At 45.0% G+C, this 25470-nt stretch carries 27 protein-coding genes; 7 read left to right on the forward strand and 20 right to left on the reverse strand.

Going from position 1 to position 25470, the window contains the following annotated elements:
• Positions 1 to 77: 77 nt before the first annotated feature.
• Together C0979_RS08795 and C0979_RS08800 are read right to left on the reverse strand one after the other, a co-directional pair.
• On the reverse strand, positions 78 to 539 hold the full coding sequence (locus tag C0979_RS08795) for a hypothetical protein (RefSeq protein WP_101695608.1): 462 nt from the start codon (positions 537 to 539) through the stop codon (positions 78 to 80).
• 103 nt (positions 540 to 642) lie between these two features.
• Positions 643 to 876 (reverse strand): hypothetical protein, encoded by a 234-nt coding sequence (locus C0979_RS08800; RefSeq protein WP_101695609.1) that lies wholly within the window; start codon positions 874 to 876, stop codon positions 643 to 645.
• Positions 877 to 1049: 173 nt separating this feature from the next.
• Between C0979_RS08800 and C0979_RS08805 the strand changes: the two genes are divergently transcribed.
• Positions 1050 to 1397: a helix-turn-helix domain-containing protein gene (locus tag C0979_RS08805; protein ID WP_101695610.1), complete on the forward strand. Its 348-nt coding sequence runs from the start codon at positions 1050 to 1052 to the stop codon at positions 1395 to 1397.
• Between the two features lie 4 nt (positions 1398 to 1401).
• Here C0979_RS08805 and C0979_RS08810 read toward each other — a convergent pair whose 3' ends face one another.
• From C0979_RS08810 to C0979_RS08820, 3 genes are read right to left on the reverse strand one after another with little or no spacing between them, the layout of a single operon-like run.
• Positions 1402 to 2136, reverse strand: coding sequence for a type 1 glutamine amidotransferase (locus C0979_RS08810; RefSeq protein ID WP_101695611.1), 735 nt, complete (start codon positions 2134 to 2136; stop codon positions 1402 to 1404).
• Entirely contained in the window at positions 2136 to 3476 is a 1341-nt protein-coding gene (locus tag C0979_RS08815; RefSeq protein ID WP_101695612.1) for a MurT ligase domain-containing protein, read from the reverse strand. The genes C0979_RS08810 and C0979_RS08815 overlap by 1 nt, the downstream gene beginning before the upstream one ends.
• Positions 3477 to 3480: 4 nt before the next feature.
• Positions 3481 to 4443, reverse strand: coding sequence for a carbohydrate kinase family protein (locus C0979_RS08820; protein WP_101695613.1), 963 nt, complete (start codon positions 4441 to 4443; stop codon positions 3481 to 3483).
• Positions 4444 to 4633: 190 nt separating this feature from the next.
• On the opposite strand from C0979_RS08820, the gene C0979_RS11885 reads away from it, so the two are divergent.
• The 6 genes from C0979_RS11885 (at position 4634) to C0979_RS08845 (ending at position 8705) form a co-directional block, all read left to right on the forward strand.
• Entirely contained in the window at positions 4634 to 4801 is a 168-nt protein-coding gene (locus C0979_RS11885; RefSeq protein WP_159459870.1) for a hypothetical protein, read from the forward strand.
• Between the two features lie 195 nt (positions 4802 to 4996).
• Positions 4997 to 6145 (forward strand): NAD(P)-dependent malic enzyme, encoded by a 1149-nt coding sequence (locus C0979_RS08825; RefSeq protein WP_101695614.1) that lies wholly within the window; start codon positions 4997 to 4999, stop codon positions 6143 to 6145.
• A gap of 1 nt (position 6146) precedes the next feature.
• Positions 6147 to 7070 carry a tRNA modification radical SAM protein MnmL/YtqA gene (locus tag C0979_RS08830; RefSeq protein WP_101695615.1) on the forward strand — a complete coding sequence of 308 codons (924 nt, stop codon included), beginning with the start codon at positions 6147 to 6149 and terminating at the stop codon, positions 7068 to 7070.
• Positions 7071 to 7072: 2 nt separating this feature from the next.
• The gene (locus tag C0979_RS08835) at positions 7073 to 7585 is read left to right on the forward strand and encodes a DUF4364 family protein (protein WP_101695616.1); all 513 of its coding nucleotides are present in this window, start codon (positions 7073 to 7075) and stop codon (positions 7583 to 7585) included.
• Between the two features lie 14 nt (positions 7586 to 7599).
• Positions 7600 to 8151, forward strand: a complete 552-nt coding sequence (locus C0979_RS08840) for a chromate transporter (RefSeq protein ID WP_101695617.1) — start codon at positions 7600 to 7602, stop codon at positions 8149 to 8151.
• Positions 8148 to 8705, forward strand: coding sequence for a chromate transporter (locus tag C0979_RS08845; protein ID WP_101695618.1), 558 nt, complete (start codon positions 8148 to 8150; stop codon positions 8703 to 8705). Before C0979_RS08840 ends, C0979_RS08845 begins: the two co-directional genes overlap by 4 nt.
• A 39-nt stretch (positions 8706 to 8744) precedes the next feature.
• On the opposite strand, the gene hemW is transcribed toward C0979_RS08845, so the two are convergent.
• From hemW to argC, 15 genes are all read right to left on the reverse strand, one after another.
• Complete coding sequence (gene hemW, locus C0979_RS08850; RefSeq protein WP_101695619.1) at positions 8745 to 9836, reverse strand: radical SAM family heme chaperone HemW; 1092 nt, start codon at positions 9834 to 9836, stop codon at positions 8745 to 8747.
• A complete protein-coding gene (lepA, locus tag C0979_RS08855) occupies positions 9836 to 11650 on the reverse strand; it encodes a translation elongation factor 4 (protein ID WP_101695620.1) in 1815 nt (604 codons plus the stop codon). The genes hemW and lepA overlap by 1 nt, the downstream gene beginning before the upstream one ends.
• A 50-nt stretch (positions 11651 to 11700) precedes the next feature.
• The gene (gene holA, locus C0979_RS08860; RefSeq protein ID WP_101695621.1) at positions 11701 to 12681 is read right to left on the reverse strand and encodes a DNA polymerase III subunit delta; all 981 of its coding nucleotides are present in this window, start codon (positions 12679 to 12681) and stop codon (positions 11701 to 11703) included.
• A gap of 35 nt (positions 12682 to 12716) precedes the next feature.
• The gene (locus C0979_RS08865) at positions 12717 to 13733 is read right to left on the reverse strand and encodes an alpha-hydroxy-acid oxidizing protein (protein ID WP_101695686.1); all 1017 of its coding nucleotides are present in this window, start codon (positions 13731 to 13733) and stop codon (positions 12717 to 12719) included.
• Between the two features lie 69 nt (positions 13734 to 13802).
• Positions 13803 to 16154: a DNA internalization-related competence protein ComEC/Rec2 gene (locus tag C0979_RS08870; RefSeq protein ID WP_101695622.1), complete on the reverse strand. Its 2352-nt coding sequence runs from the start codon at positions 16152 to 16154 to the stop codon at positions 13803 to 13805.
• Entirely contained in the window at positions 16151 to 17077 is a 927-nt protein-coding gene (locus C0979_RS08875) for a GerMN domain-containing protein (RefSeq protein ID WP_242962677.1), read from the reverse strand. The genes C0979_RS08870 and C0979_RS08875 overlap by 4 nt, the downstream gene beginning before the upstream one ends.
• Positions 17078 to 17091: 14 nt before the next feature.
• Positions 17092 to 18558, reverse strand: coding sequence for an ATP-binding protein (locus C0979_RS08880; protein ID WP_101695623.1), 1467 nt, complete (start codon positions 18556 to 18558; stop codon positions 17092 to 17094).
• The gene (locus tag C0979_RS08885; protein WP_101695624.1) at positions 18515 to 19204 is read right to left on the reverse strand and encodes a response regulator transcription factor; all 690 of its coding nucleotides are present in this window, start codon (positions 19202 to 19204) and stop codon (positions 18515 to 18517) included. The genes C0979_RS08880 and C0979_RS08885 overlap by 44 nt, the downstream gene beginning before the upstream one ends.
• 19 nt (positions 19205 to 19223) lie before the next feature.
• Positions 19224 to 19892, reverse strand: a complete 669-nt coding sequence (locus C0979_RS08890; protein ID WP_101695625.1) for a ComEA family DNA-binding protein — start codon at positions 19890 to 19892, stop codon at positions 19224 to 19226.
• A gap of 66 nt (positions 19893 to 19958) precedes the next feature.
• Positions 19959 to 20390 (reverse strand): DMT family transporter, encoded by a 432-nt coding sequence (locus C0979_RS08895; protein ID WP_101695626.1) that lies wholly within the window; start codon positions 20388 to 20390, stop codon positions 19959 to 19961.
• A gap of 57 nt (positions 20391 to 20447) precedes the next feature.
• Positions 20448 to 21623, reverse strand: a complete 1176-nt coding sequence (locus C0979_RS08900) for an aspartate aminotransferase family protein (protein ID WP_101695627.1) — start codon at positions 21621 to 21623, stop codon at positions 20448 to 20450.
• 4 nt (positions 21624 to 21627) lie between these two features.
• Entirely contained in the window at positions 21628 to 22527 is a 900-nt protein-coding gene (argB, locus tag C0979_RS08905; protein ID WP_101695628.1) for an acetylglutamate kinase, read from the reverse strand.
• A 36-nt stretch (positions 22528 to 22563) separates the two neighbouring features.
• Entirely contained in the window at positions 22564 to 23787 is a 1224-nt protein-coding gene (gene argJ, locus C0979_RS08910; protein WP_101695629.1) for a bifunctional glutamate N-acetyltransferase/amino-acid acetyltransferase ArgJ, read from the reverse strand.
• A gap of 30 nt (positions 23788 to 23817) precedes the next feature.
• Positions 23818 to 24261, reverse strand: a complete 444-nt coding sequence (locus C0979_RS08915) for a GNAT family N-acetyltransferase (RefSeq protein WP_101695630.1) — start codon at positions 24259 to 24261, stop codon at positions 23818 to 23820.
• An 18-nt stretch (positions 24262 to 24279) separates the two neighbouring features.
• Positions 24280 to 25320: an N-acetyl-gamma-glutamyl-phosphate reductase gene (gene argC, locus C0979_RS08920; RefSeq protein ID WP_101695631.1), complete on the reverse strand. Its 1041-nt coding sequence runs from the start codon at positions 25318 to 25320 to the stop codon at positions 24280 to 24282.
• Between the last annotated feature and the right edge of the window lie 150 nt (positions 25321 to 25470).

Consider the following 25470-nt stretch of genomic DNA (forward strand, 5'->3'; position numbering starts at 1 on the left):
CCTTTCTCTTAAAAAAAGCCCCTCTATCCGTCACCCTGCCCGGACAGCCTGGTGTGACAATAGAGGGTCTGCCTATATTACTCTTGTATAAATGTCAACTGTTCCCCGTACTCTCGTTCTACCAGAGTCAGCCGTTCCTGCTCCACACTGTAGTCAAAAGAAGTTACAATCGGGGCAAGTGCATTCTGAAGTGTTTCCGTTGTATACTGACCGTCTGATTTTTCCGCCAGACGATTAAGTTCTTCCTCATCCATCTTGATCGTCACCGTCTTGTTTTCCTTATCGATAGAATAAGGAAGTACAACCTCCACACTGGTTTCCTCTGCGATCTCCGGTATTGTCACCACCACAGTCCCCTTACTCTTTACCTTCAGATTATATCTTCCGTCTTCTCCGATCCAGTTCCCCTCCAATGGGTTCGTGGTAAACATCTTAGTCAGGATATAGACAGCAATCAGAATAATCAACGCTGTAGATACCAAAAAGGTAATTCTCCACAACTTACTTCTCTTTGCTTCATCATTTTTTGCTACTATCATTTATGTCATTCCTCTCAACGCTTCATACTTGAACTGCTCGTTTTGTTTCATTCCAAATTATAGGTGCTTTTTGACACAGTGTCAACGAAAAACTATCTGTCTCTTACTCCGTCACCTCAACCACCAGATAAAACCCTTTCTCCGTCTTTTCAATCCGACGAATAATCCCCGTTCTTGCCTTGATTCGCTCGCTGGTCCGATAAATTCCAGACATCGCAATAGATGGTTCTACCAGGTAAGTATACTGTCCGGTCACTGCACTTCTCTCACTGATTTCCACTTCTTGCCCTTCTGTGACCAGCCCTTCCCTCTCCATCTTAAACCGTTCCTGTCTCATTGTTTTCCCCCCCTCATTTCTTTTTCTAGTCCTTTTGTTTTCACGACAATGTTCCATTTTGTTTCGGCAAGGAACCTAGTCGCAACATTTTGTTGATATTCGACACTTTTTATGTTCTTTATCATCTAAGTTGGTAAAATATACCAAAATACTAATTCAGGGAGGTAACATTCATGTCTTTTGCACAGAAATTGAAATCATTACGACTTGAACACGATATGACACAGGAATCTGTGGCTAAGTATATGAATGTGGCGCGCTCCACCATTGCAGGTTATGAAACAAAGAACCGTCAGCCCTCTCACGAAAAACTGACAACGCTTGCCTCTTTGTTTCAGGTTTCCGTAGATTACCTTTTGGACGAAGGTGAAGAAATCAACGTTACGCTCCATCCCTCCTGCATTCTTCCTTTTGAAGATCAGAACCTTCTCGACAGTTATCACAAACTGTCCGCCCGCTCCAGAAAAGATCTCAAGGAATATCTCTACCTTTTACAGCTTCGCGACAACGAAAAACACTAACTGTTTATTCTTTCAAATATCTTCGGCAGATACTTTCATTTGCCGCCTGTTCCTGACTGTCGTCAAGTTCTTCTAGCGTTACCGGACCATACTTTCTCTCTAGCGCTTTCTGAATCAGATAATCACAAATCTGCGGATTTTTCGGAAGCAGCGGTCCATGCAGATAAGTCCCGATTACATTCTTGTAAACCACTCCCTCGTATCCGCTCTTTCCATCGTTTCCATGTCCATAAAGGACCTTGCCAAACGGCTGATTTCCATTTAAGAAGGTTCGTCCTCCGTGATTCTCAAATCCCACTACCGGCATCTTGGCCAAATCACTCTTTAAAATAATGTTGTCAATCAAGCGTCCGTTCCCCTGTTCTGTATAAATATCAACAAGGTTCAGCCCTTCAATCATACCCTCTTCTGTCTTATAATATTTCCCCAGCAGCTGATATCCGCCGCACACAGCAATCACGACGCCTCCGTCTTCCACATACTGCTGAAAATCCTCTCTAATCTCCAGAAGATTCTTACATACGATAGCCTGCTCCCGGTCAGAACCTCCTCCAAGCAGCACAATATCAAGCTTGGAGAAATCAATGACATCTCCGGTATTAAATTCGATCGTCTCTGCATCAATTCCACGCCATCTGCAGCGCTGTTCCATGCAGGCAATATTCCCCCTGTCTCCATACAGGTTCAAAAGATCCGGATAGAGATGCCCAATCGTAATTTTCCTATCTGTCCGTCCCATTACTTCTCTGCCTCCATCTTCTTCAATACATTTCTGGTTGAAAACAATGCCGTATAGTTAACCAGCAAATACAAATTGCCGCATCCATTCTTCACACATTCACGAATCGCCGTTTCCACATCCGTTTCCACTTTAGATGGAATTTCCACATATTTCAAGCGAAGTCCCATATCATAGCAGCGGATTCCGCTGACGGTAACAGAATGGATATTCGCATCCTTAAAACGATCAAAATCCACATCCCACAGCCAGGACACATCAATTCCGTCCTGCGCATTATCATTGATCACAATTATAATATCCTTCTCTTTTTCGTCCTGCATCACCGCAGAAATATTCTGATTAAATCCCGCCGGATTCTTGGCAAGATTCAGCATGATTTTCGTATCCTGAATCTGGAACTGTTCCATCCGTCCGTTCTCCGGATTAAAAGCTGCAAGCATCTCATTAAATCCTGTCAGCTCAAGCCCTCCTGTTCTGGCAGCCGCATAAGCCGCAAGAATATTATATACATTATAGAATCCTCTGTAATTTGCACGGATTCTCCGGCCTTCCACTGTAAAAGAAAGATGATCCCCCACCTCAATTTCGGAGGCATCGTACTGAATCTTTGGTCTTTTAAAGTCACATCCTGTACATTCATAGTCTCCCAGCTGGCTGTAATGATAAAAGTGATACATAAGCGGCTCTCCACATTGTTTGCAGAATCTTCCTTCCCGAATCTCGCGTGAATCCTTATCATCAATCACCTTCTCACTGATTCCATAAGTGATAAATTCATTGCCGCTCTCCATAGCAAGATATGCCGACAGAGCATCATCGCCATTGACAATCACTTTCATCTTCGGCGCTGACTGCATCACTTCTTTTAAAATATTCATGGTAATATCAATCTCTCCATACCGGTCAAGCTGGTCACGGAAGAGATTGGTCAGCACCATATAATCCGGCTTAAAGTGCGGAAACACCCTTCTTGTAGACGCCTCATCAACCTCAATACAAGCATAATCCGCCTTTAAATTTCCTCCAATTCCTGCGCTAAGAACAAACGCTGCCACGACTCCATTTAACATATTAGAGCCCGTGTGATTGCAGACAACCCGATACCCTTCTTTTTGAAGCGCCGCGCAAAGCATATTGTTTGTCGTCGTCTTTCCATTCGTTCCACACACAATATAAATATCTTTTTTTACCTGTCCCGCCAACTCTTTCAAAATAGACGGACAGATCTGAAGTGCAATCTTTCCTGCCCACGTTACTCCCTGTCGGTGAAAAATGTGGACGCTTATTTTTTCTGTAAGTTTTGCCGCCCATACGGCCAGCATTCTGCGTAATCTCATAATCCTACTGTTCCCCTAATAATTTCATAATATCTTCCGGTTCCGGCATGGAGCGAATAGCTCCTTTTTTCGTGGTAATCAATGCTGCTCCACCATTTGCGTAAGTCAGAATCTGTCCCAATTTCTGCTCATCAAGCTTATCAAGACCATATTCTAAAACTCCATGGATAGCACACCCAAAGAACGTATCGCCGGCTCCCGTCGTCTCAACAGTCTTTACGGAAAATCCCGGTCTTTCAACCCGCAGATTCCGATAATAGGCACGGCTTCCTTCCTTTCCCATCGTCAGGAAGATCAAAGGAATCTGATACTTCTTCTGCAGATAGCGGATTCCATCGTCATAGTCTTCCATCCCCGACACAAACTGGATCTCATTATCCGAAATTTTTAATATATCACAATATCCAAATCCAAATTCCATCTGCTTTTTCGCATCCTCCATGGAAGACCAAAGCGGAGGCCGAAGATTGGGATCAAAGGTAATCAGGCACCCTTCCTCCCTTGCCGTCTCAAGCGCCTTCTCTGTCGCTGTTCTTGCCGGCTCGTCCGTCATGGAAAGCGTTCCAAAATGAAAGATTTTGGACTGGCGGATCAAATCATAATCCACCTCTTCTTTCATCAGCATCATATCTGCTCCCGGCTTCCTATAAAAAGAAAATTCCCGGTCTCCATCCGAAAGTGTATGTACGAATGCCAGCGTAGTATGAATATCCTGATCCAGTATAAGTCCTCTGCTCTCCACGCCTAAATCCTCAATGGTTCTTTTCAAAAGGCGCCCAAACTGGTCATCTCCAACCTTGCCGATAAAAGCGGTCTTTCTTCCTAATTTATTCAGCATTGCAAGCACATTACATGGCGCTCCTCCCGGACATGCTTCAAACAGCTGATTCCCCTGCCCGCTTTGTCCATTTTGTGTAAAATCAATCAGCATTTCGCCCATAGCGGTAACATCATATAACTTTCCCATTTTCCGCACTCCTTATTATATCAAGATCCATCTTTCACCATTCTATCACATTATGCAATCTTTTGAAAGACCAATGAAATTCTTGTTATTTTTTTGTCAAATTGTCAATTTACACAAATTTCTTCTAATGATACAATATTTAACGTAAAAATAAAAGTTAAAAGTTTAACATGTTTTGGAGGGAATACAAATGTCAAGCGTATTAGTTATTGTATCTATTGCATTCGCAGGGTTTCTTGCATATATCATTGGAGAAAGAATTCATGAAATCAGAACAGCTCTGATCTGCAATGAAAGCACAGAAAAGAGCCGCCATGAAAAAGAGCATTTTGCAGTTGTTCGCACAATGCACGCCTAACGGCATTGAACCAAAAATTAAACATTGCATGCTATTTAATTTTCCATAAAAAGGGCTGTTCTTTTGCAACAGTCCTTTTTTTAATCGAAACTTTATTGATTTGCATCTCTATGAATGGTATGATTATAAACAGTGATTCGTTTCACATTTAATAAGGTAACAATTCAAAATTTGATAAAAGAAGGTGGTATTCCTATGACAACAAATGAAAAAGCACTCAAGATGCATGAAGAGTGGAATGGAAAGATTGAAACAACAGCCAAATCACACGTCCACTCCCGCGAGGATCTTGCAATCGCCTATACACCAGGCGTTGCCGAGCCATGTAAAGTCATTGCAAAGGACAAAGAAGCAGCCTACACTTACACTATGAAAGCCAATACCGTGGCCGTCATATCCGATGGAAGCGCAGTTCTTGGTCTTGGCAATATCGGCGCCCTTGCCGCAATGCCTGTCATGGAAGGAAAGGCCGTTCTATTCAAAGAATTCGGCGGGGTCAACGCGGTTCCTATCTGTCTTGACACACAGGATACCGAAGAAATTATCCAAACAGTGGTTAATATCGCCCCGGCATTTGGCGGTATTAATTTGGAAGATATCAGCGCGCCCCGCTGCTTTGAGATTGAAGAACGCTTAAAAGAACTCCTTAATATCCCTGTCTTCCATGATGACCAACACGGAACAGCCATCGTCGTTCTTGCCGGTATTATCAATGCATTGAAGGTCACCGGCAAATCAAAAGAGACTTCCAAAGTTGTAGTCAACGGAGCTGGAAGCGCCGGAATTGCCATTACAAAACTGCTCTTAACCTACGGCTTTAAAGAAATCACCATGTGTGATATCAATGGCATCATCAGCAAGGCTTCTCCGAACCTGAATTGGATGCAGCAGAAAATGGCTGAGGTCACCAATCTGGAAGGACGAACAGGAACGCTCGCCGATGCACTCGTAGGCGCCGACATCTTCGTCGGTGTATCTGCCCCCGGCATCGTCACTTCAGAGATGGTTGCTTCCATGAATCAGGATGCCATCCTCTTTGCTATGGCAAACCCGGTTCCGGAAATCATGCCGGATCTTGCCAAGGCCGCAGGCGCCAGAATTGTCGGAACCGGACGCTCCGACTTTCCAAATCAGGTCAATAATGTCGTTGCCTTCCCTGGCATCTTCAAAGGTGCACTGGAAGGACGAGCTTCCCAGATCACAGAAGAGATGAAGCTTGCAACAGCGCAGGCCATCGCAGACCTTGTACCGGAAGACGACTTAAATGAAGAACATATTCTTCCGGAAGCCTTTGACCCTCGTGTTGCTGACGTAGTCAGTCAGGCAGTAAAGGAACGTATCTAATATGGCAGTCTATTGGGACGAAAAAAGATATCATTCTCTTAACTACCATCTAAGAAAAACCTATGGCGAGAAACTGTATAAGATCTCTTTGGATGGCGGCATGACCTGCCCCAACCGCGATGGTACGCTTGGTACCCGTGGCTGCATCTTTTGCAGTAAGGGCGGTTCCGGCGACTTCGCCGCCTCCAAAACGCTTTCCATCACAGAGCAGATTGAAACCGGAAAGCAGCAGGCAGCCCGCAAATATACCGGCAACTCCTATATTGCCTATTTTCAGGCGTATACGAATACTTACGCCCCTGCTGCGTACCTGAGACAAATTTTCACCGAAGCAATCCAGAATCCGAATATTCGGATTCTGTCCATTGCTACCCGCCCGGACTGTCTAAGTCCTGACGTTATCAGTCTTTTAAAGGAGCTTGCGGCACTCAAACCCATCTGGGTTGAATTAGGACTGCAGACCATCCACGAAGATACCGCTCGTTTTATCCGAAGAGGCTACGATCTGCCTGTTTTTGAACGCGCTATCCACGATCTTAGAAATGCCGGAATTACAGTCATCGTTCATACCATTCTCGGACTGCCGGGAGAAAGCCGAAAGCAAATGCTTCAAACAGTCAATTATTTAAATACCCAGGATATCCAGGGCATCAAGTTTCAGCTTCTCCATATACTGAAAGATACTGATCTTGCAGACTATTATGAGAGACACCCGTTTCCTCTTCCAGATATGGAAACTTATTTTTCTATACTGGCGGAGCAACTGACGCATCTGCGTCCTGACATCGTCGTCCACCGATTAACCGGTGACGGCCCCAAACAACTCCTGATTGCTCCCCTTTGGACCGGGAACAAACGTCAGGTACTCAACCAGATGCAGGCTTATTTCAAACGCCATGACATCTGGCAAGGAAAGGATTTGTAAGAATGGCCAATTCATTTAAACTTTATAAATTAATCATACTCTATATGCTGAGTAAAGTGGACTTCCCTCTGACAAATTCCCAGATTTCAGAGTTTATACTGGATGAAGGATACACTACTTATTTTAAACTTCAGCAAGCAATCTCTGAGCTTCTGGAATCTGGATTTATCCGGGAAGAAGCAACTCACAGCCGAACCTTCTATCATCTGACGGAGGAAGGCGCAGAGACCATCCATTTCTTCAAAAATGATATCTCTCCGGCAATTCAGCAGGATATCGATACCTTTCTGAAGGAAAAACGCTACGAATTAAAAAATGAGGTTGCTGTGAAAGCCGATTACTACCGTACGCCAAACACCGAATATGCCGTACGCTGCCAGGTCATTGAACAGGACAGCTCGCTGATTGATCTGACCGTCACCGTACCTACAGAAGCAGAGGCAGAAACCATTGTAAACAATTGGACAATGAAAAACCAGGAAATTTACGCACTGGTCATGTCTACACTCTTGTAAACAGGAGAACTCTTATGAAATTTAGAAAATTTTCTGAACTCTATGTCAGCTTTTTTAAAATCGGAAGTCTGCTCTTTGGCGGAGGCCTCGCCATGCTTCCTCTTTTACAGAAGGAAGTGGTCGAACAGAGAAAATGGTGTACAGAAGAAGAAATTATGGACATGTATGCCATCGGACAATGTACCCCAGGCGTAATCGCCGTCAACACTGCCACCTATGTCGGTTATCGGCAGGCAGGAATTGGCGGCAGCATTGCCGGAACCCTTGGAGTTATCTCTCCTTCCATTCTGATTATCTGCTTAATCGCATCTGTTCTTCAGAATTTTTTACAACTCCCCCTTGTCATTCACGCTCTTTCCGGGATTCGGATTGTCGTCTGTGCGTTGATGTTAAATACCGTCTTTCGTCTGGCCAAAAAAGGAATCGTTGATAAGTTAGGCGGCGTGCTCTTTCTAAGCTCTTTCCTTCTTGCCTGCTTTACGCCCCTTCCCACAGCCATTATTATCCTTCTTGCCGGAGGATGCGGTATCATCGGACAACACTTCAAAAGGAGGCATACCCCATGATTTATTTCACATTGGCATACGAATTCTTTAAAATCGGACTCTTTTCTATCGGCGGCGGAATGGCAACTCTGCCCTTTCTGATGGATTTAGCTGGAAAACACGACTGGTTTACTATTGCTCAGGTAGCTGATATGGCAGCCATCAGCGAAAGTACCCCCGGTCCTCTAGGTGTCAATATGGCCACCTTCGCCGGATACCATGCCGCCGGAATTCCCGGTGCACTGATTGCTACTCTTGCACTTACCGCTCCGGCGCTGATCATTATTATACTAATCGCAAAATTCCTGGAAAATTTCAGTGAAAACCAAACGGTACAGGCTGTTTTTTACGGAATCCGCCCAACAGTCGCCGCCCTGATAGGATACGCCGTCTGGGAGCTGCTTCAAATCACCATGGTCACCACCACAGAAAATGGCCAGACCCTTCCAGATCTGACCAGTATTATGCTCTGTATTCTGTTCGTTCTGCTTCTGCAGTGGAAACGGCTGCAAAAACTTCATCCTATCGTGTGGATCCTTGCCGGAGCTGTCGCAGGAATCCTCCTCAAATTATAAGAATCTTTTCTATACTAAAAAGCGCTAGAAATCATTCGCTTACAGGAGAAATTCGCTCATCACATAGTTGCTGACATCGATGCCCGCATCGGTCAGGCAAACCTGGTCTTCCCCTACCAAAAGGAGACCTTTTTTCTGCATTTCTTCCAACACCTTCCCGTACACAGACTCCATAGTCCGCTGATATGTCTTTGCAAACTCTGCCTTGGAAACCCCCTTCATCGTCCGAAGCCCCAAAAACATGGTCTCTTCCATCTGCGCTTTTCTATCTAATTTTTCCGGAATCTCTCCCTCATTCCAGCGCTCCTCTCGTATCAGAGAGGCTGCTCCAGTTCCTATTCCCAGATACTCTGTCCGATTCCAATAACCTAGGTTATGCCGGCACTCATACCCCAGACGGGCATAATTAGAGATCTCATAGCGGTGATAACCATAAGATTCCAGGATTTCCCGCGTCCGATAATACATCTTTCGTTCCGTCTCCTCATCTGGGAGTTCCTCCAGATGCTTTCCATTTCCATACCGTTCATAGAATGGCGTTCCCTCTTCCACAATCAGACTGTAGGCCGAGATATGCTCCGGTTTAAGACGCGCCACTTCATGAAGCGTCTCCTCCCAATCTGCCAGCGTCTGCAGCGGGATTCCAGACATCAAATCCACATTGATATTCAAAAAGCCTGCCTTCCTGGCTAATTCGTAAGTCCAAAGGAACTCTTCATATGTATGAATTCTCCCCAGTCGCTTTAATTCTCGATCTTTTGCCGACTGTAATCCAATACTTAAACGGTTAATACCGCAGTTTCGATAGGCCTGTAATTTCTCTTCTGTTACCGTCCCCGGATTTGCCTCCAGGCTGATTTCCGCATCTGAATCAATAACAAAAGTCTCTCTTACCGCTTCAAAAATCTGCTCTATCTGTTTGGAAAGAAGCAGTGACGGCGTCCCGCCTCCTACAAAAATACTGACAACATGATAAGCCTTTGCCAGATCTTTATAGGAACGGATCTTCTGACAAAGGCTTTCTACATAGACCTTTCGCTCCCCCGCACAGGAGGGAGCCGAAAGGAAATCGCAATAATTACACTTTTGTATACAAAATGGTATATGCAAATACAATTCTAATGGTTTCATTATTTATCATCCAGCTTCAAAACGCTCATAAATGCCTTCTGCGGAATCTCGACATTGCCGACCTGTCTCATCCGCTTCTTTCCTTCTTTCTGCTTCTCTAAAAGCTTTCTCTTACGGCTGATATCACCGCCGTAACACTTGGCAAGGACATCCTTTCTCATTGCCTTTACCGTCTCTCTGGCGATAATCTTACTTCCGATTGCTGCCTGAATCGGAATCTCAAAGAGCTGTCTTGGAATCTCTTCTTTCAGTTTCTCACACATCTTACGTCCGCGCTCGTATGCTGTTCCCTCATGCACAATAAAGGACAGCGCATCCACCTCTTCTTTATTGATCAGGATATCAAGCTTCACCAATTCTGACTGTACATAACCGTCCATCTCATAATCAAAGGAAGCGTATCCTCTGGACCGAGATTTCAGTGCATCAAAGAAATCATAGATAATTTCATTCAGTGGAAGATGATAGCGAAGCACCGCACGGGTCTCCTCAATATATTCCATTCCTTCATAGACACCTCTTCGCTCCTGACAAAGATCCATAATGGCGCCGATAAATTCTGATGTTACCATAATCTCCGCCTTTACCATCGGTTCTTCCATGTATTCAATCTCAGACGGATCTGGAAGATTAGATGGATTGGTCAGCTCTATGACCTCTCCATTGGTCTTATGCACCTTATAAATAACTCCCGGCGCTGTTGTCACCAAATCCAGATTGTATTCTCTCTCCAGACGTTCCTGAATAATTTCCAGATGAAGAAGCCCCAGGAACCCACATCTAAATCCGAATCCCAGTGCAATGGAGGTCTCCGGCTCAAACTGAAGTGACGCATCGTTTAACTGCAGTTTTTCCAATGCATCTCTTAAGTCCGGATACTTTGCCCCGTCTGCCGGATACATTCCGCAGTACACCATCGGATTAACTTTCTTGTATCCCGGAAGCGGTTCTTTACAAGGCTGCTGTGCATTGGTAATGGTATCACCCACCCGCGTATCCTTAACATTCTTAAGGCTCGCTGTAATATAACCAACCATACCTGCAGATAACTCCTCACAAGGAATAAACTGACCGGCTCCAAAATAACCAACTTCTACAACTTCCGCCTTTGCTCCTGTTGCCATCATCAGGATTGGCGTACCCTTTTTCACCGTTCCTTCCTTAATTCGGCAAAACACAATGACACCTTTATAAGAATCATAAAGTGAATCAAAAATCAACGCTTTCAACGGAGCCTCTTTGTCTCCTGTCGGAGCTGGGATCTTCTCCACGATCTGCTCCAGCACCTGATCGACATTTAACCCTGTCTTTGCGGAAATCTGCGGTGCATCCACCGCCTCAATTCCAATCACATCTTCAATTTCTTCAATTACACGGTCCGGATCTGCACTTGGAAGATCTACTTTATTAATCACCGGCATCACATCCAAATCGTGATCCAGAGCCAAATAAACATTTGCCAGCGTCTGTGCTTCCACTCCCTGCGCCGCATCCACCACCAGGATGGCTCCGTCACAGGCCGCAAGACTTCGAGACACTTCATAATTAAAATCCACATGTCCAGGCGTATCAATCAGATTGAAGATATACTCTTCTCCATCTTTTGCCCGATATACAATACGAACGGTTTGCGCTTTAATGGTAATTCCCCGCTCCCGTTCCAGTTCCATATTATCCAATACCTGCGACTGCATTTCCCGACTGGTTAACAATCCCGTCATCTCAATAATCCGGTCCGCCAGTGTGGATTTGCCGTGGTCAATATGTGCAATAATACAAAAATTACGAATTTTACTCTGATCTATTCCTGCCACTTACTTCTTCCCCTTAGCTAATAATTTTAATCTTTTACTCGTACAATATATCACACAGAACTATATTTTACAATGAAAAGTTCCACACTCATCCGGTCGCTTAGGCGGCCTGTTTTCACCATATGCTCTGTCTCTGCCGCCTCTTCCATAATGCTTCTTAGCTCCTTTTTAGAAAAGCTCTTGCATTGCTGCATATATTTTCCCGCCACGAAAGGATGAATTCCTGCCGTACTTGCAATCTGAGCCTTCGTCTGACCTTTTTCCAACAAATCTTTCACCTGAAGAAGCAGCCGAAACTGCCTTGTCAACAAATAGAGGATCCGCATAGGCGGCTCCTTTAACGACAACAGATCATAGTAAAGTTCCAATGCCTTCTTCTGCTTCTTCTCTGCAACCGCTTCCACCATGACAAAAATCTGATTTGTCACCTGGCTGGTACAGATCTCCTCTACATCCTCTACGGTAATCTCCGTCTGTCCCATAGTATAGGAAAACAGCTTCTCCAATTCTTTCTCAAGATTCTCCATATCTGTTCCTGTCTTAGCCAGCAGATACTTGGCTGTAGACTCCTTGATCTGCCTTCCTTCCCGTTTTACCTGGGAGGCAAGCCAGTAAAGAAGCGTCTTCTCATCCTGACGCCCCATCTCCGTAATCCGGCCTTTACTTTTTACCGCTTTATACATCTTTCCCCGCTTGTCTACTTCCTGCTCAACAAAGAGAAAGCAAGCAGTTTCCGGCATGGTTTTGATATACTCCGCAAGCTCCGGAGAAGCATTTTTAAAAAATCCGGAATTTTCCACCACAATCAGACGCCGCTCTGCAAAAAACGGCATGGTTTCTGCCAGGTCAATCAGTTCACCCGGATTGATCCCTTTTCCTTCATAATACGCATAATTCACCGTATCTCCTTCTGGAAGAATCGCCTTGGTAATCCGATCTTTATACTGTTTTTTCAGATAAGCTTCCTCTCCGCAGAGAAGATAGACCGGCTTCCACTGTCCGGTCTTAATATCTTCATTTAAACTTTTCATATCTGTGTCATCCCTACCGTTTTTTCTTCTTTTCCTTAAACTCTGACCATATCGTGAGAAATCTCTGCCAGCGAATGCGCTCCGCACATCGCCATCGTATCCCGAAGCTCTGCTGCCAGCTTCCTGGTATAAACTTCCACGCCTTCTGCTCCACCGCCATATACAGCCGTCACATAAGGTCTTCCAATCAATACACCGTCTGCACCAAGCGCCAGTGCCTTAAAGATATCCACACCGGAACGGATTCCACCATCCACCAGAATCTTCATTTCATGGCCTGCTGCCTTTACAATCTCCTCCAATACTTCTGCCGTCGCCGGACATTGATCCAATACGCGGCCGCCGTGATTAGACACTACAATCGCAGAAGCTCCCGCACTCTTTGCTTTTCTTGCTCCCGCTGGCGTCATAATCCCCTTCACAATGAACGGCACTCCTGCTGCCTTTACAATCTCTGTTAGCTCTTCTACCGATTTGCTTCCAGCCGGCGGCGTTAAATTCTGCAAAAACGGAAGGCCTGCTGCATCAATATCCATAGCTACCGCAAAGGAGCCGGAAGCTTGTATCAGCGCCAGTTTTTCTTTCAGCGTGTTTATATCCCACGGTTTCACCGTTGGAATTCCCTGCCCATCCTTTACTTTGATCGCATTGGTAGCTGCCATCATTACATCCGGATTCGTTCCATCTCCCGTAAAGGCTGCAATCCCTGCATCCGCACAGGCGGACACCAGAATATCATTGTAGGCCTGATCGTCATATTTATCTCCATAATGAAGCTTTAACGCCCCGATCGGAGCCGCAAAAATCGGATACCGAAAGCTTCTTCCGAACAATTCCAGTGTCGTATCCACCGGACGATTCTCGCAGATTGTATCCATATTCACGCGTATTTCCTGCCATTTATCGTAATTGCGAACCGCCACTGTACCAGTTCCCTTAGCTCCCGGTCCCGGCATCTGATTTGTACAGGCTTTTCCATTGCATACCGGACAGGCTTTGCAGTACGGCCCCATACAAGTTTTTGCATTCTTCAACATTTCTTCATAAGTCATTCCTTTCAACCTTCCTTCTTCCAAACTTTTCACCACATCCTAATTCTTCTTAAAAGTATACGGAAAAATTCACGTAAATTCAACACCTTTGCCCGGATAATAAAAACACATTCTTTTCCCGTCTGACCAAACGCTGATAGCGCCGCCCGTCTGTGTACTGTAAATAATACTGCCGCTTTCCTTTAATCTTCGAAGCGCCTCCTTATGCGGATGTCCATAACGGTTTTTTACTCCGGCAGAGATCACTGCATATTTGGGCGATACTGTTTCCAGGAATTCTTTCGCCGAAGAATTTCCGGATCCATGGTGCGCTGCCTTCAACACATCCAGCGTCTTATTCCCATAGAATCTTTTCATCTGCTCCGTCAGAAGTTCCTCTCCTTCTTTCTCCACATCTCCTGTAAGCAGAAGGTCAAATTCTCCGTATGTAACTGCAAGAACCATCGACGCAGCATTCCCCTGCTCCAGACGTCTCTCTTTCTCCGGCTGAATGCAGACAATTTCCAGCTCGCCTTCTGTAACTTTTTGTCCCGGTTTCATCTCTGCAACTGTAATTCCCGCCTTTTGCGCCTGCCATGCCAGATTCAGAAGCGCTTCGTCCCACACTTCCCGCACGGGAAGAACCAGCGTGCCAATCTTCACGCCAATCCGCCTCCTCTCAATTAATTCTGAAATGCCATTCAAATGATCCTGATCTCCATGGGATACAAACACATAATCAAGCTTGCCGCATCCCTGCGCCTTTAAAAATGGCTCAATCCGGTATTTTCCTACCTGCTTCACGTCACTGCTTCCGCCGTCTGCCAGATAGGTAGTCCCATCCGGTCCTCGAAGGAAAATACCGTCTCCCTGACCCACATCCAAAAAAGTAACACAGAAACCCTGAGTTTTTTCTGGGAACAATAAAAATGCAGCTAATAGAAACAAAGACAGCCCGCCAATCATCCTCCGTACACACCCTATGCTCTTCGCTTTAAAGTCTTCTTGTTTCCGTTCTTTTTTTCGTGGTTTTCTCTTATCGCTTTGCAGATTCTTTCTTTTCATCCACCCTAAAGCAGCAAACAAAACTACATAGTATGCTATAATTTTCCATCCGGGTGGCTGCCCGGCTATCACCCGTGCTCCAGGAAACCCAAGCGCCAGTCTGCAGCTTTCTTCATAAAGCTCCAAAATGCCACTGCTGATTCCAAAGCACAGCTTTGCAGCCGGAAATACCACCGTTCCCAAAAATGCAAACACACTTCCAAAAATCCCAACTACCAAAAGAACCGACATCAGAGGGATCACATACAGGTTCAGCAAAACCGCATAGACAGGAAGCTCAAAGAAACAGGAAAGCTGAATCGGAAGAAGGACGATCTGAATTCCAGCACTTGCTAAAAAACCTTTCACAAACACTCTCCTGTCAGTGAGAAAAAATTTCTCCAAAACCGGGAGCACAAATACCACAGCAAAGACGGCTCCAAAGGACAGCCAGAATCCTCCATCATACAGATACAGCGGACGCCAGTAGAGAACACACACCGCCGACACCACCAATGCAGTGACCGAGTCATAATGCCTTCCGGTGATATCCGCTCCTACCCGAAACAAAAACATCACAAGCGCCCGAACCGCCGACACCGTCGGACCTATCATCAAAATGTAACCGAACAAAAATAGAATTCCCGCTACCCCTCCTATCTGATAAGAACCTGTCAGACTGCGAAGAATCCGGTACATCCCAATCCCGATCAAGGACAGATGGAGACCAGAAACAGCGAGAATATGACCGATTCCATTTATCTGGTACAGTTCTTTTTGCTCCGGATCCATTCCACTCTTCTCCCCCAATATCATCGCCGCAAGCGTCGCTCCATCCTTTTCCCCCATCATAACTTCCATCTTCTTTTTCCACAGAGTCCTGAAATGAAAAAGGGAATCTCTAAGTCTCCATCTGTCATCGGAGACAATAGAACAGGATTTCCCCCAGACCATACCATGAATATTCTGCGTTTGATAATATCGCTTTTGATCAAAATTACCCGGATTTCTTGCATTTTGATAGAAAGATACTTCTCCTTTCACCTCTAGCTGATTGCCAAGATGTAATTCTTTCGATGGAATTTCCTCTGATGAATTATGTTTGATTGAAATCTCTTCTGAATTTTTAGAATCAAGATAAATAAGAATCGCCTTCTCCTGAAAAGAGGCTTTTTTAGATTTTATAGAATTATCTATCAGCGTCAGCATCTGACCATTGCTTTTTTCTTCGATCCGGATAAGCCGCCCCCTCACGGTAATCGCTTCTTTGTCCCTCACCAGACATTCTAAAGCGGAGGGGCGAAGCTCTAAAACTAGGCGCTCCCCTCCGACGACTACCCGGATCACTGCTGCAAGAAGAAGAATCAGACACACGCTGCAAAGAGGTCTGTTTTTCATTCATTGCCCTCCACCAGTGTCAGATCACCAGAAAGAGGCTTGCTTAAATCAATGCTGCTCATATACTTCAGATCCGTCTCCCCTTTCACAGAGATCTGCACTTCACTTACATTTCCTGCACCTACAATCGAATTTACAATTGCATAAATGGTAAGTCTGGGATCTACCGGACAAGTATTGTTCAGAAAATCTTCATCCAGATTGACATAGCAAATGTGATCTTTAACAGAGACTCCCAGTACATTCGTCTCCTCCGAAAGAAGTGGATAAGCCCCTTCGGATGCCGGTCCTTTGATCAACTGCTCCACAATCACCTTCTCAATCGACATATTACTGTTATAGCGGACACTGACCTCTTCTCTCACCAGCTTATCTCCCTTTTCATTTGCAAAATAAAGCGTTAGATCACCCATCTGATAGGAGTGAAGGGAGCTTCCGATATTCTGAATAAAGTCTTCCGGACGCATGGCGCCAACTGGCTCTCCTCCACGATCTTTAAGCGGCTCTCCCGCCACCAGAATTTCCACTCCTGTCACTCCTGCAATCTGCCCAAGTCCCCGCACAAGCGCTGCACGAAGAAGCAGCTCCTGAGAAGAATCAAGTTTGGTGTAATCTGCATCAAAATCTATAGTAATCCGTCCATTTTGAAACTCTGCTTTCTGAATCTTCAAATCGGCTGGAACTGCACTCTTATAATCGATAGACTCCGGCTCTTTTTTCATCTTCTTCAAATAATTTTCCATCTCTTCTTCGGGTGTATCACCTCGAAGTTCATATGGCTTTTCTACCAGCGTTGTCCCATCTGCACTGACATAATAAAGATAGGTTCCGCTTCCGCCTGGCTCCTTGCCTCTTCCACAGGCTGCCAGCATCAGCATAATAAATACCGTACAAAACACCATCCTGCCTGTCTTTCTGCTCACGCTATCGCCTCCCGTCATCTTACATAGGTTAGTGGAATCCGGATCGTAAATGTGGTTCCTTCTCCCAACTGACTATAAACCTTAATCGCTCCCCTGTGCATCACCACCGCGCCTCTTGCAATGGCAAGTCCAAGCCCCGTTCCGCCAATTTCCCTGGAATGAGACTTGTCCACCCGGTAAAATCTCTCAAAGATATGTTCCACCGACTCCTCCGGAATTCCCATTCCGGAATCAGCCACTTCAATATAACAGTATTTGTGATCCGCATTAAGCGATACATGTACCCAGCCGCCTTCTTTATTATATTTGATTGCATTTTCCACCAGATTCGTAATTGCCAGCGATATTTTCACTTCATCCACCTCTGCATTCACAGGGCGAAAGCTCTCAAATACCACCTCAATATTTTGCATAGACGCAATCGGACGAAGACGCTTTAAAATCTTTTCTACCAGTTCGTTCATGTTTTCCATCGCAACATTAGGCGTATTGGCAGTTTTGTCCATCTTCACCAATGACAAAAGATCGTTGATTATCTTATTTTCTCTTTCGATTTCTTCTGAAAGATCTCCCATGAATTCTTTATAAAGCTCTGCCGGAGCATCTGGCTGTGTCAAAAGAGAATCTGATAAAACCTTCATAGATGTTAGTGGCGTTTTTAACTCATGTGATACATTCGACACAAATTCGTTTCTTGAGTCATCCAATGCTTTCATTCTTTCCAACATTTTATTGAATGCATCTGATAAGAGTACGGTTTCCGTATATGCGTTTTCATGCAGATAATTATCGTCATACCCTTCCGTCACCGCTGCAATGGAACTAGTGATACGCTTAAACGGCTTCACCATCACCAACCCTGACACACAAGCCAGAATCAACACCATAATCCCCATCAGGATCAACACTGTATCCGCCTTGTCCTCCAATACTGCAAGACTGTCTTCTATAATATCTGTAGAAATACTAACCAGCATCACACCTGCCGGCTCTTCTTGTACTGGATTTAAAATCGGCGCCGTCACTTCAATATAGCGATTCTCCCGGTCATACCGACTGGTTCCTTTCCCCTGAAAACAACGGATGACATCGCCAGACACGATGGTTTTCCCAAGGTCCATATCATAGGTATCTTCTATCACCTGATAATTCTGATCGATCAGCATCACTCTGCCATTATAGATATTGGATAACTGGACAAGCTCTGCCCGTATCATCTCGGATGCAGTTCCCGCCAAGTAACCGGAATGACTCAGCTGGTTGCAAAGAATTGTACATTGATTCTGTATATCGGCAGTTCGTACATCCACTGCCCTGTTCTCATAACTTTTCAATACCACCGCTTTTAGAATCACTCCCGGAATAATCCCCGCAAGAATTACCAGAAATATAATCCGAAAGCGGAGGCTCTTAAATTCGCTCCGCTTAAAATACTTTCTAACCCCTGAAATAATAACCAACTCCCCACTTTGTGTATACATACTTTGGATCGCTCGGATTTGTCTCTACTTTTTCGCGCAGACGCCGGATATGAACGTCTACCGTTCTGGCGTCCCCCGGATACTCATATCCCCAGACGATATTCAGCAGATTCTCACGACTGTAAACCTTGTTGGGATTCATGGCCAAAAGTTCCAAAAGATCAAATTCCTTCGCCGTCAGATTGATTTCCCGATCTGCAATAAAGACTCTGCGGCTCTCACAATCGATCTTCATCTCTCCCTTATTTAGAATCTTATCCTCCGTCTGTCCCTGCGCCTGTTTGGTCACTCGACGCATAATCGCTTTGATCCGCGCCTTCACTTCCAGAATGTTAAACGGTTTGGTTATGTAGTCATCTGCTCCGTACTCCAGACCAAGAATCTTGTCCATATCATCGCCCTTTGCCGTCAGCATAATGATCGGCACATCCGAGAACTCCCGGATCATCTGGCACACTTCAAATCCATCGTGCTTCGGAAGCATAATGTCAAGAAGAATGATATCGTATGCATTTTCTTTCGCAAGCTTCAGCGCTTCCTCGCCGTCATAAGCACAGTCCACATCCATGCCGTCCTGCTCTAAGCTGTACCGGATTCCTTTCACAATCAGCTTTTCATCATCGACCACCAATACTCGTCTGCTCATTTTCTATCTCCCTTACCAATCATATCTTTACCTGTTCTTTAATCTTATGAAATACGCCCTCTTTGATGCCTTCTACTTCCATCAGTTCTTCTACTTTCTGAAATCCTCCGTGTTCTTCCCGATAGCGAAGAATGGCTTCCGCTTTTGCCTCTCCGATTCCACTTAGCGTCATTAGTTCCTCTGCCGTCGCTGTATTTAAGTTCACCTTACCGTCTTCTGCCTGAGGCATTCCCGGTATAGACGCATCCAAAACACCAGCTTCTCCCCCTGCAGACTCTGCATCCTTGGCAGCCTCTTCCTTTGACAGCACATAGATCTGCTGCCCATCTTCGACTGCCGCCGCCTGATTTAAACGCTCCCCTGCCGCCTGATTTGTCATGCCTCCTGCTGCCGCAACCGCTTCATAAATCCGGCTTCCTTCCGGCAGCTCATAGACTCCAGGGACATTGACCTGTCCACATACATGTACATAGACAACGCTTTCTTTTCCCTGATTTTCGATCTCTTCTTCTGCCTTCTCTTTTTCTGCCTTCTTTTCTTCCGTATCTTTCTGTTCCTCCGAAACCTCAATCGGCGTTATGCTTTCTCTCTTGTCTGATTCTCCGGCACAACCAAAGAAAAACATTCCACAAACGGTCAATACTGCCACGGACATTATCATATAATATTTCTTACTTTTCCTACGCATAATCTTACTCCTTTACAGTCTGTCGGAACTGCAAACACCCTGTTTATGCCTAGTAAAAGTATTGTACTATTTCCATTGAAAAATTGCAACTCCAATCAGGGCAATCACCATACCGATCACCTTCCGCCATTCCAAAGGCTCTTTATCCACACCAAACAGCCCAAATAGTTCAATCAAATAAGCCACTATCAATTGAGAAATCACAATAAGAAGCGCCGCTTTTGCAGGTCCTAACTGCTCCATACTCTTAATCACAGTCCAGGTAATACCTGCGCCAATGACGCCTCCCAGCAGCACGTATTTCGGTTCCACCTTCGTAAGCGTCAATATCGAATCTCTTCCGGCAACCAGCCACGCCGCCAGACACAAAAGAAACGCGCTAAACTGTACCCATCCATTACTGACCCACATTCCCGTCGTCTTCGTCACCTGTGTATTAAACACTCCCTGTACACTCATCAAAGCTCCGGAAAGCAAAGCAATCAAAAATCCAATCATCAGATCATACCTCCTACATTCTTGTAGATAGTATATCCAATGATTGGACTTTTATGTCTACAGTACCTTTTGTAAAATCCGAATCATTTCATCGATATGCCTGTTCTTAATCACAAGCGGCGGAACCATCCGAATCACATCGCTTCTCGCGCTAATAATCAGTAATCCTTCTTTTAATGCTTCCTGAATCACATCTCCTACCGGTCCATTCAGCCGGATTCCCTGAATCAGGCCTGTTCCCCGGCGTTCCAAAACCCTGTCAGATTCCTGCACCAGCGCATCTAATTTTTCTGTTAAATACGCACCTACCTCTTTCACATGCTCCGTCATCTGCTCCCGTTCATAGATTTCCAGTGTCTTGGCAACAGACGCACACACCAAAGGGTTCCCCCCATAAGTCGTTCCATGATCTCCCGGCTTTAGCGAATACTCCGCCACTTCTTCCGTCATAGCAAAGGCTCCTACCGGAACACCACTTCCAATCGCTTTTGCCATCGCCAGAATATCCGGCTTTACACCATATTTCTGCCATGCAAACATGGCGCCGGTTCTTGCCATCCCACACTGAATCTCGTCACAGATCATTAAGATTCCTTCCGCATCGCACAATGCACGGATTCCTTCCATAAATTCAGGCGTGGCTAAATTGATTCCTCCCTCGCCCTGTATTGGCTCCAGAATGATCGCACAAGTCTTCTCTGTCACCAGTTTTTTTACGCTGTCAAGATCATTAAACACAGCAAATTTCACACCCGGAATCAATGGCTCAAAAGGGGTCCGATACGCTTCATGTTCCGTCACCGACAATGCTCCCATGCTTCGTCCGTGAAAAGAATTTGTCATAGCAATAAATTCATATCTTCCCGTCCCTTTTGCCCATGCATATTTTCTCGCCGCTTTCAGCGCTCCTTCTATGGCTTCTGTCCCACTGTTGGTAAAAAATACCCGATCCATCCGGCTGGCCTTCTTTAAAAGTCCGGCTGCTTTTCCACAGGTAGTATTGTAATACAGATTCGAGGTATGAACCAGATGATCAATCTGCTCTTTCAGAGCTTCTTTCCACTCTTCATTGCTGTACCCAAGACCGGACACTGCAATTCCTGCCGCAAAATCCAGATACTTTTTCCCATCTGTGTCATAGAGATATACCCCCTCTCCATGATCCAGTACTACCGGAAACCGGTTATAAGTGTGAACCAGCCCACCATTCGTTTCTTCCATATATTGATTCATGTTCTTACTCTCCATAATAAAATTGCTGTGCCCCGTCATTTAAGATCGCCGTTCCAATTCCTTTATTGGTAAAAATCTCAAGAAGCAGACAATGCGGAATCCGACCGTCCAAAATATGAACTCTGGACACCCCGTTTTCAATCGCATCGATACAGTTGTGAAGCTTCGGAAGCATTCCACCGCCAATATAGCCCTCATCCATCAGTTTTCTTGCATCCGATACCGTCAGTTCAGAAATCAAGGTAGCCGGATCTTTTGGATCTTTATACACCCCTTCGATATCCGTCAGAAACGCAAGCTTTTCCGCCCTCATCGCCCTTGCGATAGCGCATGCTGCATCGTCTGCATTAATATTATACGTATTGTAATCGTCATCAAGACCCACCGGACAAATAATTGGAAGAAAGTCCTTCTCCAGCAGATCATATAGAATCTGGATATTTACTTTCTTAATCTCTCCTACAAATCCAATATCTTCTCCGTCTGCATATTTTTTATCCACCGTCAAAAGCTTTCCGTCTTTTCCGCTGATTCCAATCGCTCGAACGCCTAGACTTTCCACCAGCTGAACCAATTCCTTATTGACCTTTCCAAGCACCATTTCTGCCAGTTCCATAGTCTCTGCATCGGTAACACGAAGTCCATTGACAAAGTTCGGCTCCATACCCACCTTGCTAACCCAGCGACTGATTTCTTTCCCTCCGCCATGGACAATAATCGGTTTAAATCCTACTAGCTTTAGAAGGGTTACATCCTTGATTACCTGCTCTTTTAGATTCTCATCTACCATAGCGCTTCCGCCGTACTTTACTACAATAATCTTCCGGTTAAACCTTTGGATATAAGGAAGTGCTTCAATCAGCACTTCTGCCTTATCCAGATATTTCTGCATATTCTGATCCATCTTCCTGTCACTCCTTCTTTCCTGAACTTTTCTCACCTAGCTTCTGTAATCTGCATTAATCTCGATATATCCATGGGTCAGATCACATCCCCATGCTGTTGCCGTCTCCTCTCCCATCTTCACATCGGCAATGGCCGTCACTTCCGGCTCGGATAATATTTTCGTTGCTTCCGCCTCACTATAGTTGACTGCTGTTCCGTTTTCAATAATTTGGATCTTACCGGCTGCACTTTCAAAGAAAAGATCTACCTGCTCCGGATCAAACTGCGCTCCAGAATATCCCATCGCGCACAAGATCCGTCCCCAGTTGGCATCATGTCCGGCAATCGCCGTCTTGGTCAAATTGGAACATACGATAGATTTAGCCAGAATTTTTGCCTGTTCCTTACTCTCACATCCCACTGCTTTTACTTCAAACAACGCAGTTGCACCTTCTCCGTCTCCTGCAATTTTTTTCGCCAGATACTCGTTGATCACATGAAGCGCCTCTTTGAACGTTTCGTACGCTTCACTTCCATAAATGATTTCCTCATTTTCTGCCATCCCATTTGCCAAAAGAAGCACGGTATCATTCGTAGAAGTATCTCCATCCACAGAAATCATGTTATATGTATCATCCACATCTTCGCTCAATGCCTTCTGAAGTGTCTCTTTAGAAATCACCGCATCCGTTGTAATAAAAGCAAGCATGGTGCACATATTCGGATGGATCATACCAGATCCTTTTGCCATCCCTCCGATGGTCACTGTCTTTCCTGCAACCTCAATTTCTACGGCCAATTCCTTTTCTTTCGTATCCGTTGTCATAATGGCCTTTGCTGCTTCCTGTCCACTTTCTAACGTAGCCTGCTTTTTCTTTGCCAGTTCTGCAACACCTGCTGTCAGCTTTTCAATCGGAATCTGCTTTCCGATGACTCCCGTAGATCCAACCAGTACTCCAGCCGCCGAGATACCAAGCGCCGCAGCTGCCGCATCCGCTGTATCCTTACAATACCCAAAGCCTTCTGATCCAGTACATGCATTGGCAATTCCTGAGTTTACAATGACAGCTTGAACTTTTGCCCCGCTCTTTACTACCTGCTGATCCCACTTAACCGGAGCAGCCTTTACTACATTGGTCGTAAAGGTTCCCGCTGCCACACATGGAACCTGACTGTAAATCATTGCCATGTCGGTACGGTTCTGGTATTTGATTCCTGCTGCGGTACTTGCCGCTTCATATCCTTTTGCTGCTGTTACGCCACCTGCGATCTGTTTCATATTCATCCCATCCTTTTTTCTAATCTTTGATTATTGAATAAATGCCGTAATATTTTCTTCATTTAAAGTAAAATCATAATAATTCAAATCCTCGCGCTTCGTCCAGCCGATTTCCTTCCAGAATGCATTTCCAATATCATTCTGTGTAAATGCAATGAGAGACACCTTATTGATCTCTTCCTTCTTCAGCGCTTCCATTGCATAAACCACCATCGCCTTTCCAATGCCGCGCATCCTCCAGTCAGGATCCACGCATACATGGTAAAGACAGCCTCTTCGCCCATCGTGCCCGCATAGAATTGCTCCTACAATCTGATCCTCCTCCACAGCTACCACACTGGTATCTGGATTTCTTCTTAAGAATCTTGCTACGCCCTCTTTGGAATCATCCACACTCCGGATTCCAAATCCACGAATTTTCCTCCATAATGCATACACCTGGTCATAATCTTCGATTTTCATTTGTCTTACCATCTGCGTCCTCCCCTCCTTTTATGGGAACATAGGAACCATATTCAATCCCTCATTCTCTGAAAATCCAAACATCAGATTCATATTCTGAACCGCCTGACCTGCTGCCCCCTTTACTAGATTATCAATGGCTCCCATCATAATAATCCGATTGGTTCTTGGATCAATCTGGAAATTAATATCTACATAGTTGCTTCCTTCTACCCATTTGGTCTCCGGGAAAACACCCTTTTCCAGTACCCTGACGAACGTTTCCTTCTGATAATACTGGTCATAAATGGCTTTGACTTCCTCGTAAGTGACCTGTTTTTTTAACGTCGCATATTCCGTTGCCAGAATCCCTCTGTTCATCGGGATTAAGTGAGGCGTAAAGTTTAACGTCACCGGCTCCCCTGCTGCAATCCCAAGCTGTTCTTCAATCTCCGGCGTATGTCTGTGAGATGCCACTCCATATGCCTTAATATTTTCGTTAACCTCACAGTAGAGATTCGGAAGCTTTGCGCCTCTTCCAGCTCCAGAAGTGCCTGATTTTGCATCGATAATCAATGTACTCATATCGATTACTCCTTCTTTTGCCAGCGGATACGCAGTTAGAATGGAACAGGTTGTATAACACCCCGGATTTGCCAGTAATCTTGCATGTTTAATCATTTCCCGGTTTACCTCACTAAGACCATATACCGCTTCCTCGATATACTGAGGACTCTCATGCTTAATCCCATACCATTTCTCATAGACCGCCACATCTTTGATTCGGTAATCAGCACTTAAATCAATGATCTTCGCCTTTGACATAATGGCATCATTCATCATGGATGCACAGAATCCCTGAGGCGTCGCCGTGAAAATAACATCCACCTGATCTGCAAGCGCTTCCATATTATCATCCATACATTTTGCATCTACAATCTGAAACATATTCCGGTAAACATCTGCATAGTTCTGGTCCACATAACTTCTCGAACCATACCATACAATCTCTACCTCCTTATGTCCGTTCAAAATTCTTACCAGCTCCGCTCCTGCATAGCCAGTCGCACCAATAATCCCTGCTTTTATCATTGTATTACCTCCTAAGATAACCCAATTTTCTGAAACTTTCTACTGCTCTCATGCTTATATGCATGTGCATAATCTAAAATACTTGCATAATTATACACCAACGATGTATAATATGCAAGTATTTTTCTTAAGATTATTTTTCGTTTTTTG

This window comes from Dorea phocaeensis (assembly GCF_900240315.1).
Classification (GTDB): domain Bacteria; phylum Bacillota; class Clostridia; order Lachnospirales; family Lachnospiraceae; genus Dorea_B; species Dorea_B phocaeensis.

Bases quoted from the DNA above. Each gene is read 5' to 3' on its own strand.
- C0979_RS08795 (WP_101695608.1), bottom strand. From the start codon at position 539: ATGATAGTAGCAAAAAATGATGAAGCAAAGAGAAGTAAGTTGTGGAGA.
- C0979_RS08800 (WP_101695609.1), bottom strand. From the start codon at position 876: ATGAGACAGGAACGGTTTAAGATGGAGAGGGAAGGGCTGGTCACAGAA.
- C0979_RS08805 (WP_101695610.1), top strand. From the start codon at position 1,050: ATGTCTTTTGCACAGAAATTGAAATCATTACGACTTGAACACGATATG.
- C0979_RS08810 (WP_101695611.1), bottom strand. From the start codon at position 2,136: ATGGGACGGACAGATAGGAAAATTACGATTGGGCATCTCTATCCGGAT.
- C0979_RS08815 (WP_101695612.1), bottom strand. From the start codon at position 3,476: ATGAGATTACGCAGAATGCTGGCCGTATGGGCGGCAAAACTTACAGAA.
- C0979_RS08820 (WP_101695613.1), bottom strand. From the start codon at position 4,443: ATGGGAAAGTTATATGATGTTACCGCTATGGGCGAAATGCTGATTGAT.
- C0979_RS11885 (WP_159459870.1), top strand. From the start codon at position 4,634: ATGTCAAGCGTATTAGTTATTGTATCTATTGCATTCGCAGGGTTTCTT.
- C0979_RS08825 (WP_101695614.1), top strand. From the start codon at position 4,997: ATGACAACAAATGAAAAAGCACTCAAGATGCATGAAGAGTGGAATGGA.
- C0979_RS08830 (WP_101695615.1), top strand. From the start codon at position 6,147: ATGGCAGTCTATTGGGACGAAAAAAGATATCATTCTCTTAACTACCAT.
- C0979_RS08835 (WP_101695616.1), top strand. From the start codon at position 7,073: ATGGCCAATTCATTTAAACTTTATAAATTAATCATACTCTATATGCTG.
- C0979_RS08840 (WP_101695617.1), top strand. From the start codon at position 7,600: ATGAAATTTAGAAAATTTTCTGAACTCTATGTCAGCTTTTTTAAAATC.
- C0979_RS08845 (WP_101695618.1), top strand. From the start codon at position 8,148: ATGATTTATTTCACATTGGCATACGAATTCTTTAAAATCGGACTCTTT.
- hemW (WP_101695619.1), bottom strand. From the start codon at position 9,836: ATGAAACCATTAGAATTGTATTTGCATATACCATTTTGTATACAAAAG.
- holA (WP_101695621.1), bottom strand. From the start codon at position 12,681: ATGAAAAGTTTAAATGAAGATATTAAGACCGGACAGTGGAAGCCGGTC.
- C0979_RS08865 (WP_101695686.1), bottom strand. From the start codon at position 13,733: ATGACTTATGAAGAAATGTTGAAGAATGCAAAAACTTGTATGGGGCCG.
- C0979_RS08870 (WP_101695622.1), bottom strand. From the start codon at position 16,154: ATGAAAAACAGACCTCTTTGCAGCGTGTGTCTGATTCTTCTTCTTGCA.
- C0979_RS08880 (WP_101695623.1), bottom strand. From the start codon at position 18,558: ATGTATACACAAAGTGGGGAGTTGGTTATTATTTCAGGGGTTAGAAAG.
- C0979_RS08885 (WP_101695624.1), bottom strand. From the start codon at position 19,204: ATGAGCAGACGAGTATTGGTGGTCGATGATGAAAAGCTGATTGTGAAA.
- C0979_RS08890 (WP_101695625.1), bottom strand. From the start codon at position 19,892: ATGCGTAGGAAAAGTAAGAAATATTATATGATAATGTCCGTGGCAGTA.
- C0979_RS08895 (WP_101695626.1), bottom strand. From the start codon at position 20,390: ATGATTGGATTTTTGATTGCTTTGCTTTCCGGAGCTTTGATGAGTGTA.
- C0979_RS08900 (WP_101695627.1), bottom strand. From the start codon at position 21,623: ATGAATCAATATATGGAAGAAACGAATGGTGGGCTGGTTCACACTTAT.
- argB (WP_101695628.1), bottom strand. From the start codon at position 22,527: ATGGATCAGAATATGCAGAAATATCTGGATAAGGCAGAAGTGCTGATT.
- argJ (WP_101695629.1), bottom strand. From the start codon at position 23,787: ATGAAACAGATCGCAGGTGGCGTAACAGCAGCAAAAGGATATGAAGCG.
- C0979_RS08915 (WP_101695630.1), bottom strand. From the start codon at position 24,261: ATGGTAAGACAAATGAAAATCGAAGATTATGACCAGGTGTATGCATTA.
- argC (WP_101695631.1), bottom strand. From the start codon at position 25,320: ATGATAAAAGCAGGGATTATTGGTGCGACTGGCTATGCAGGAGCGGAG.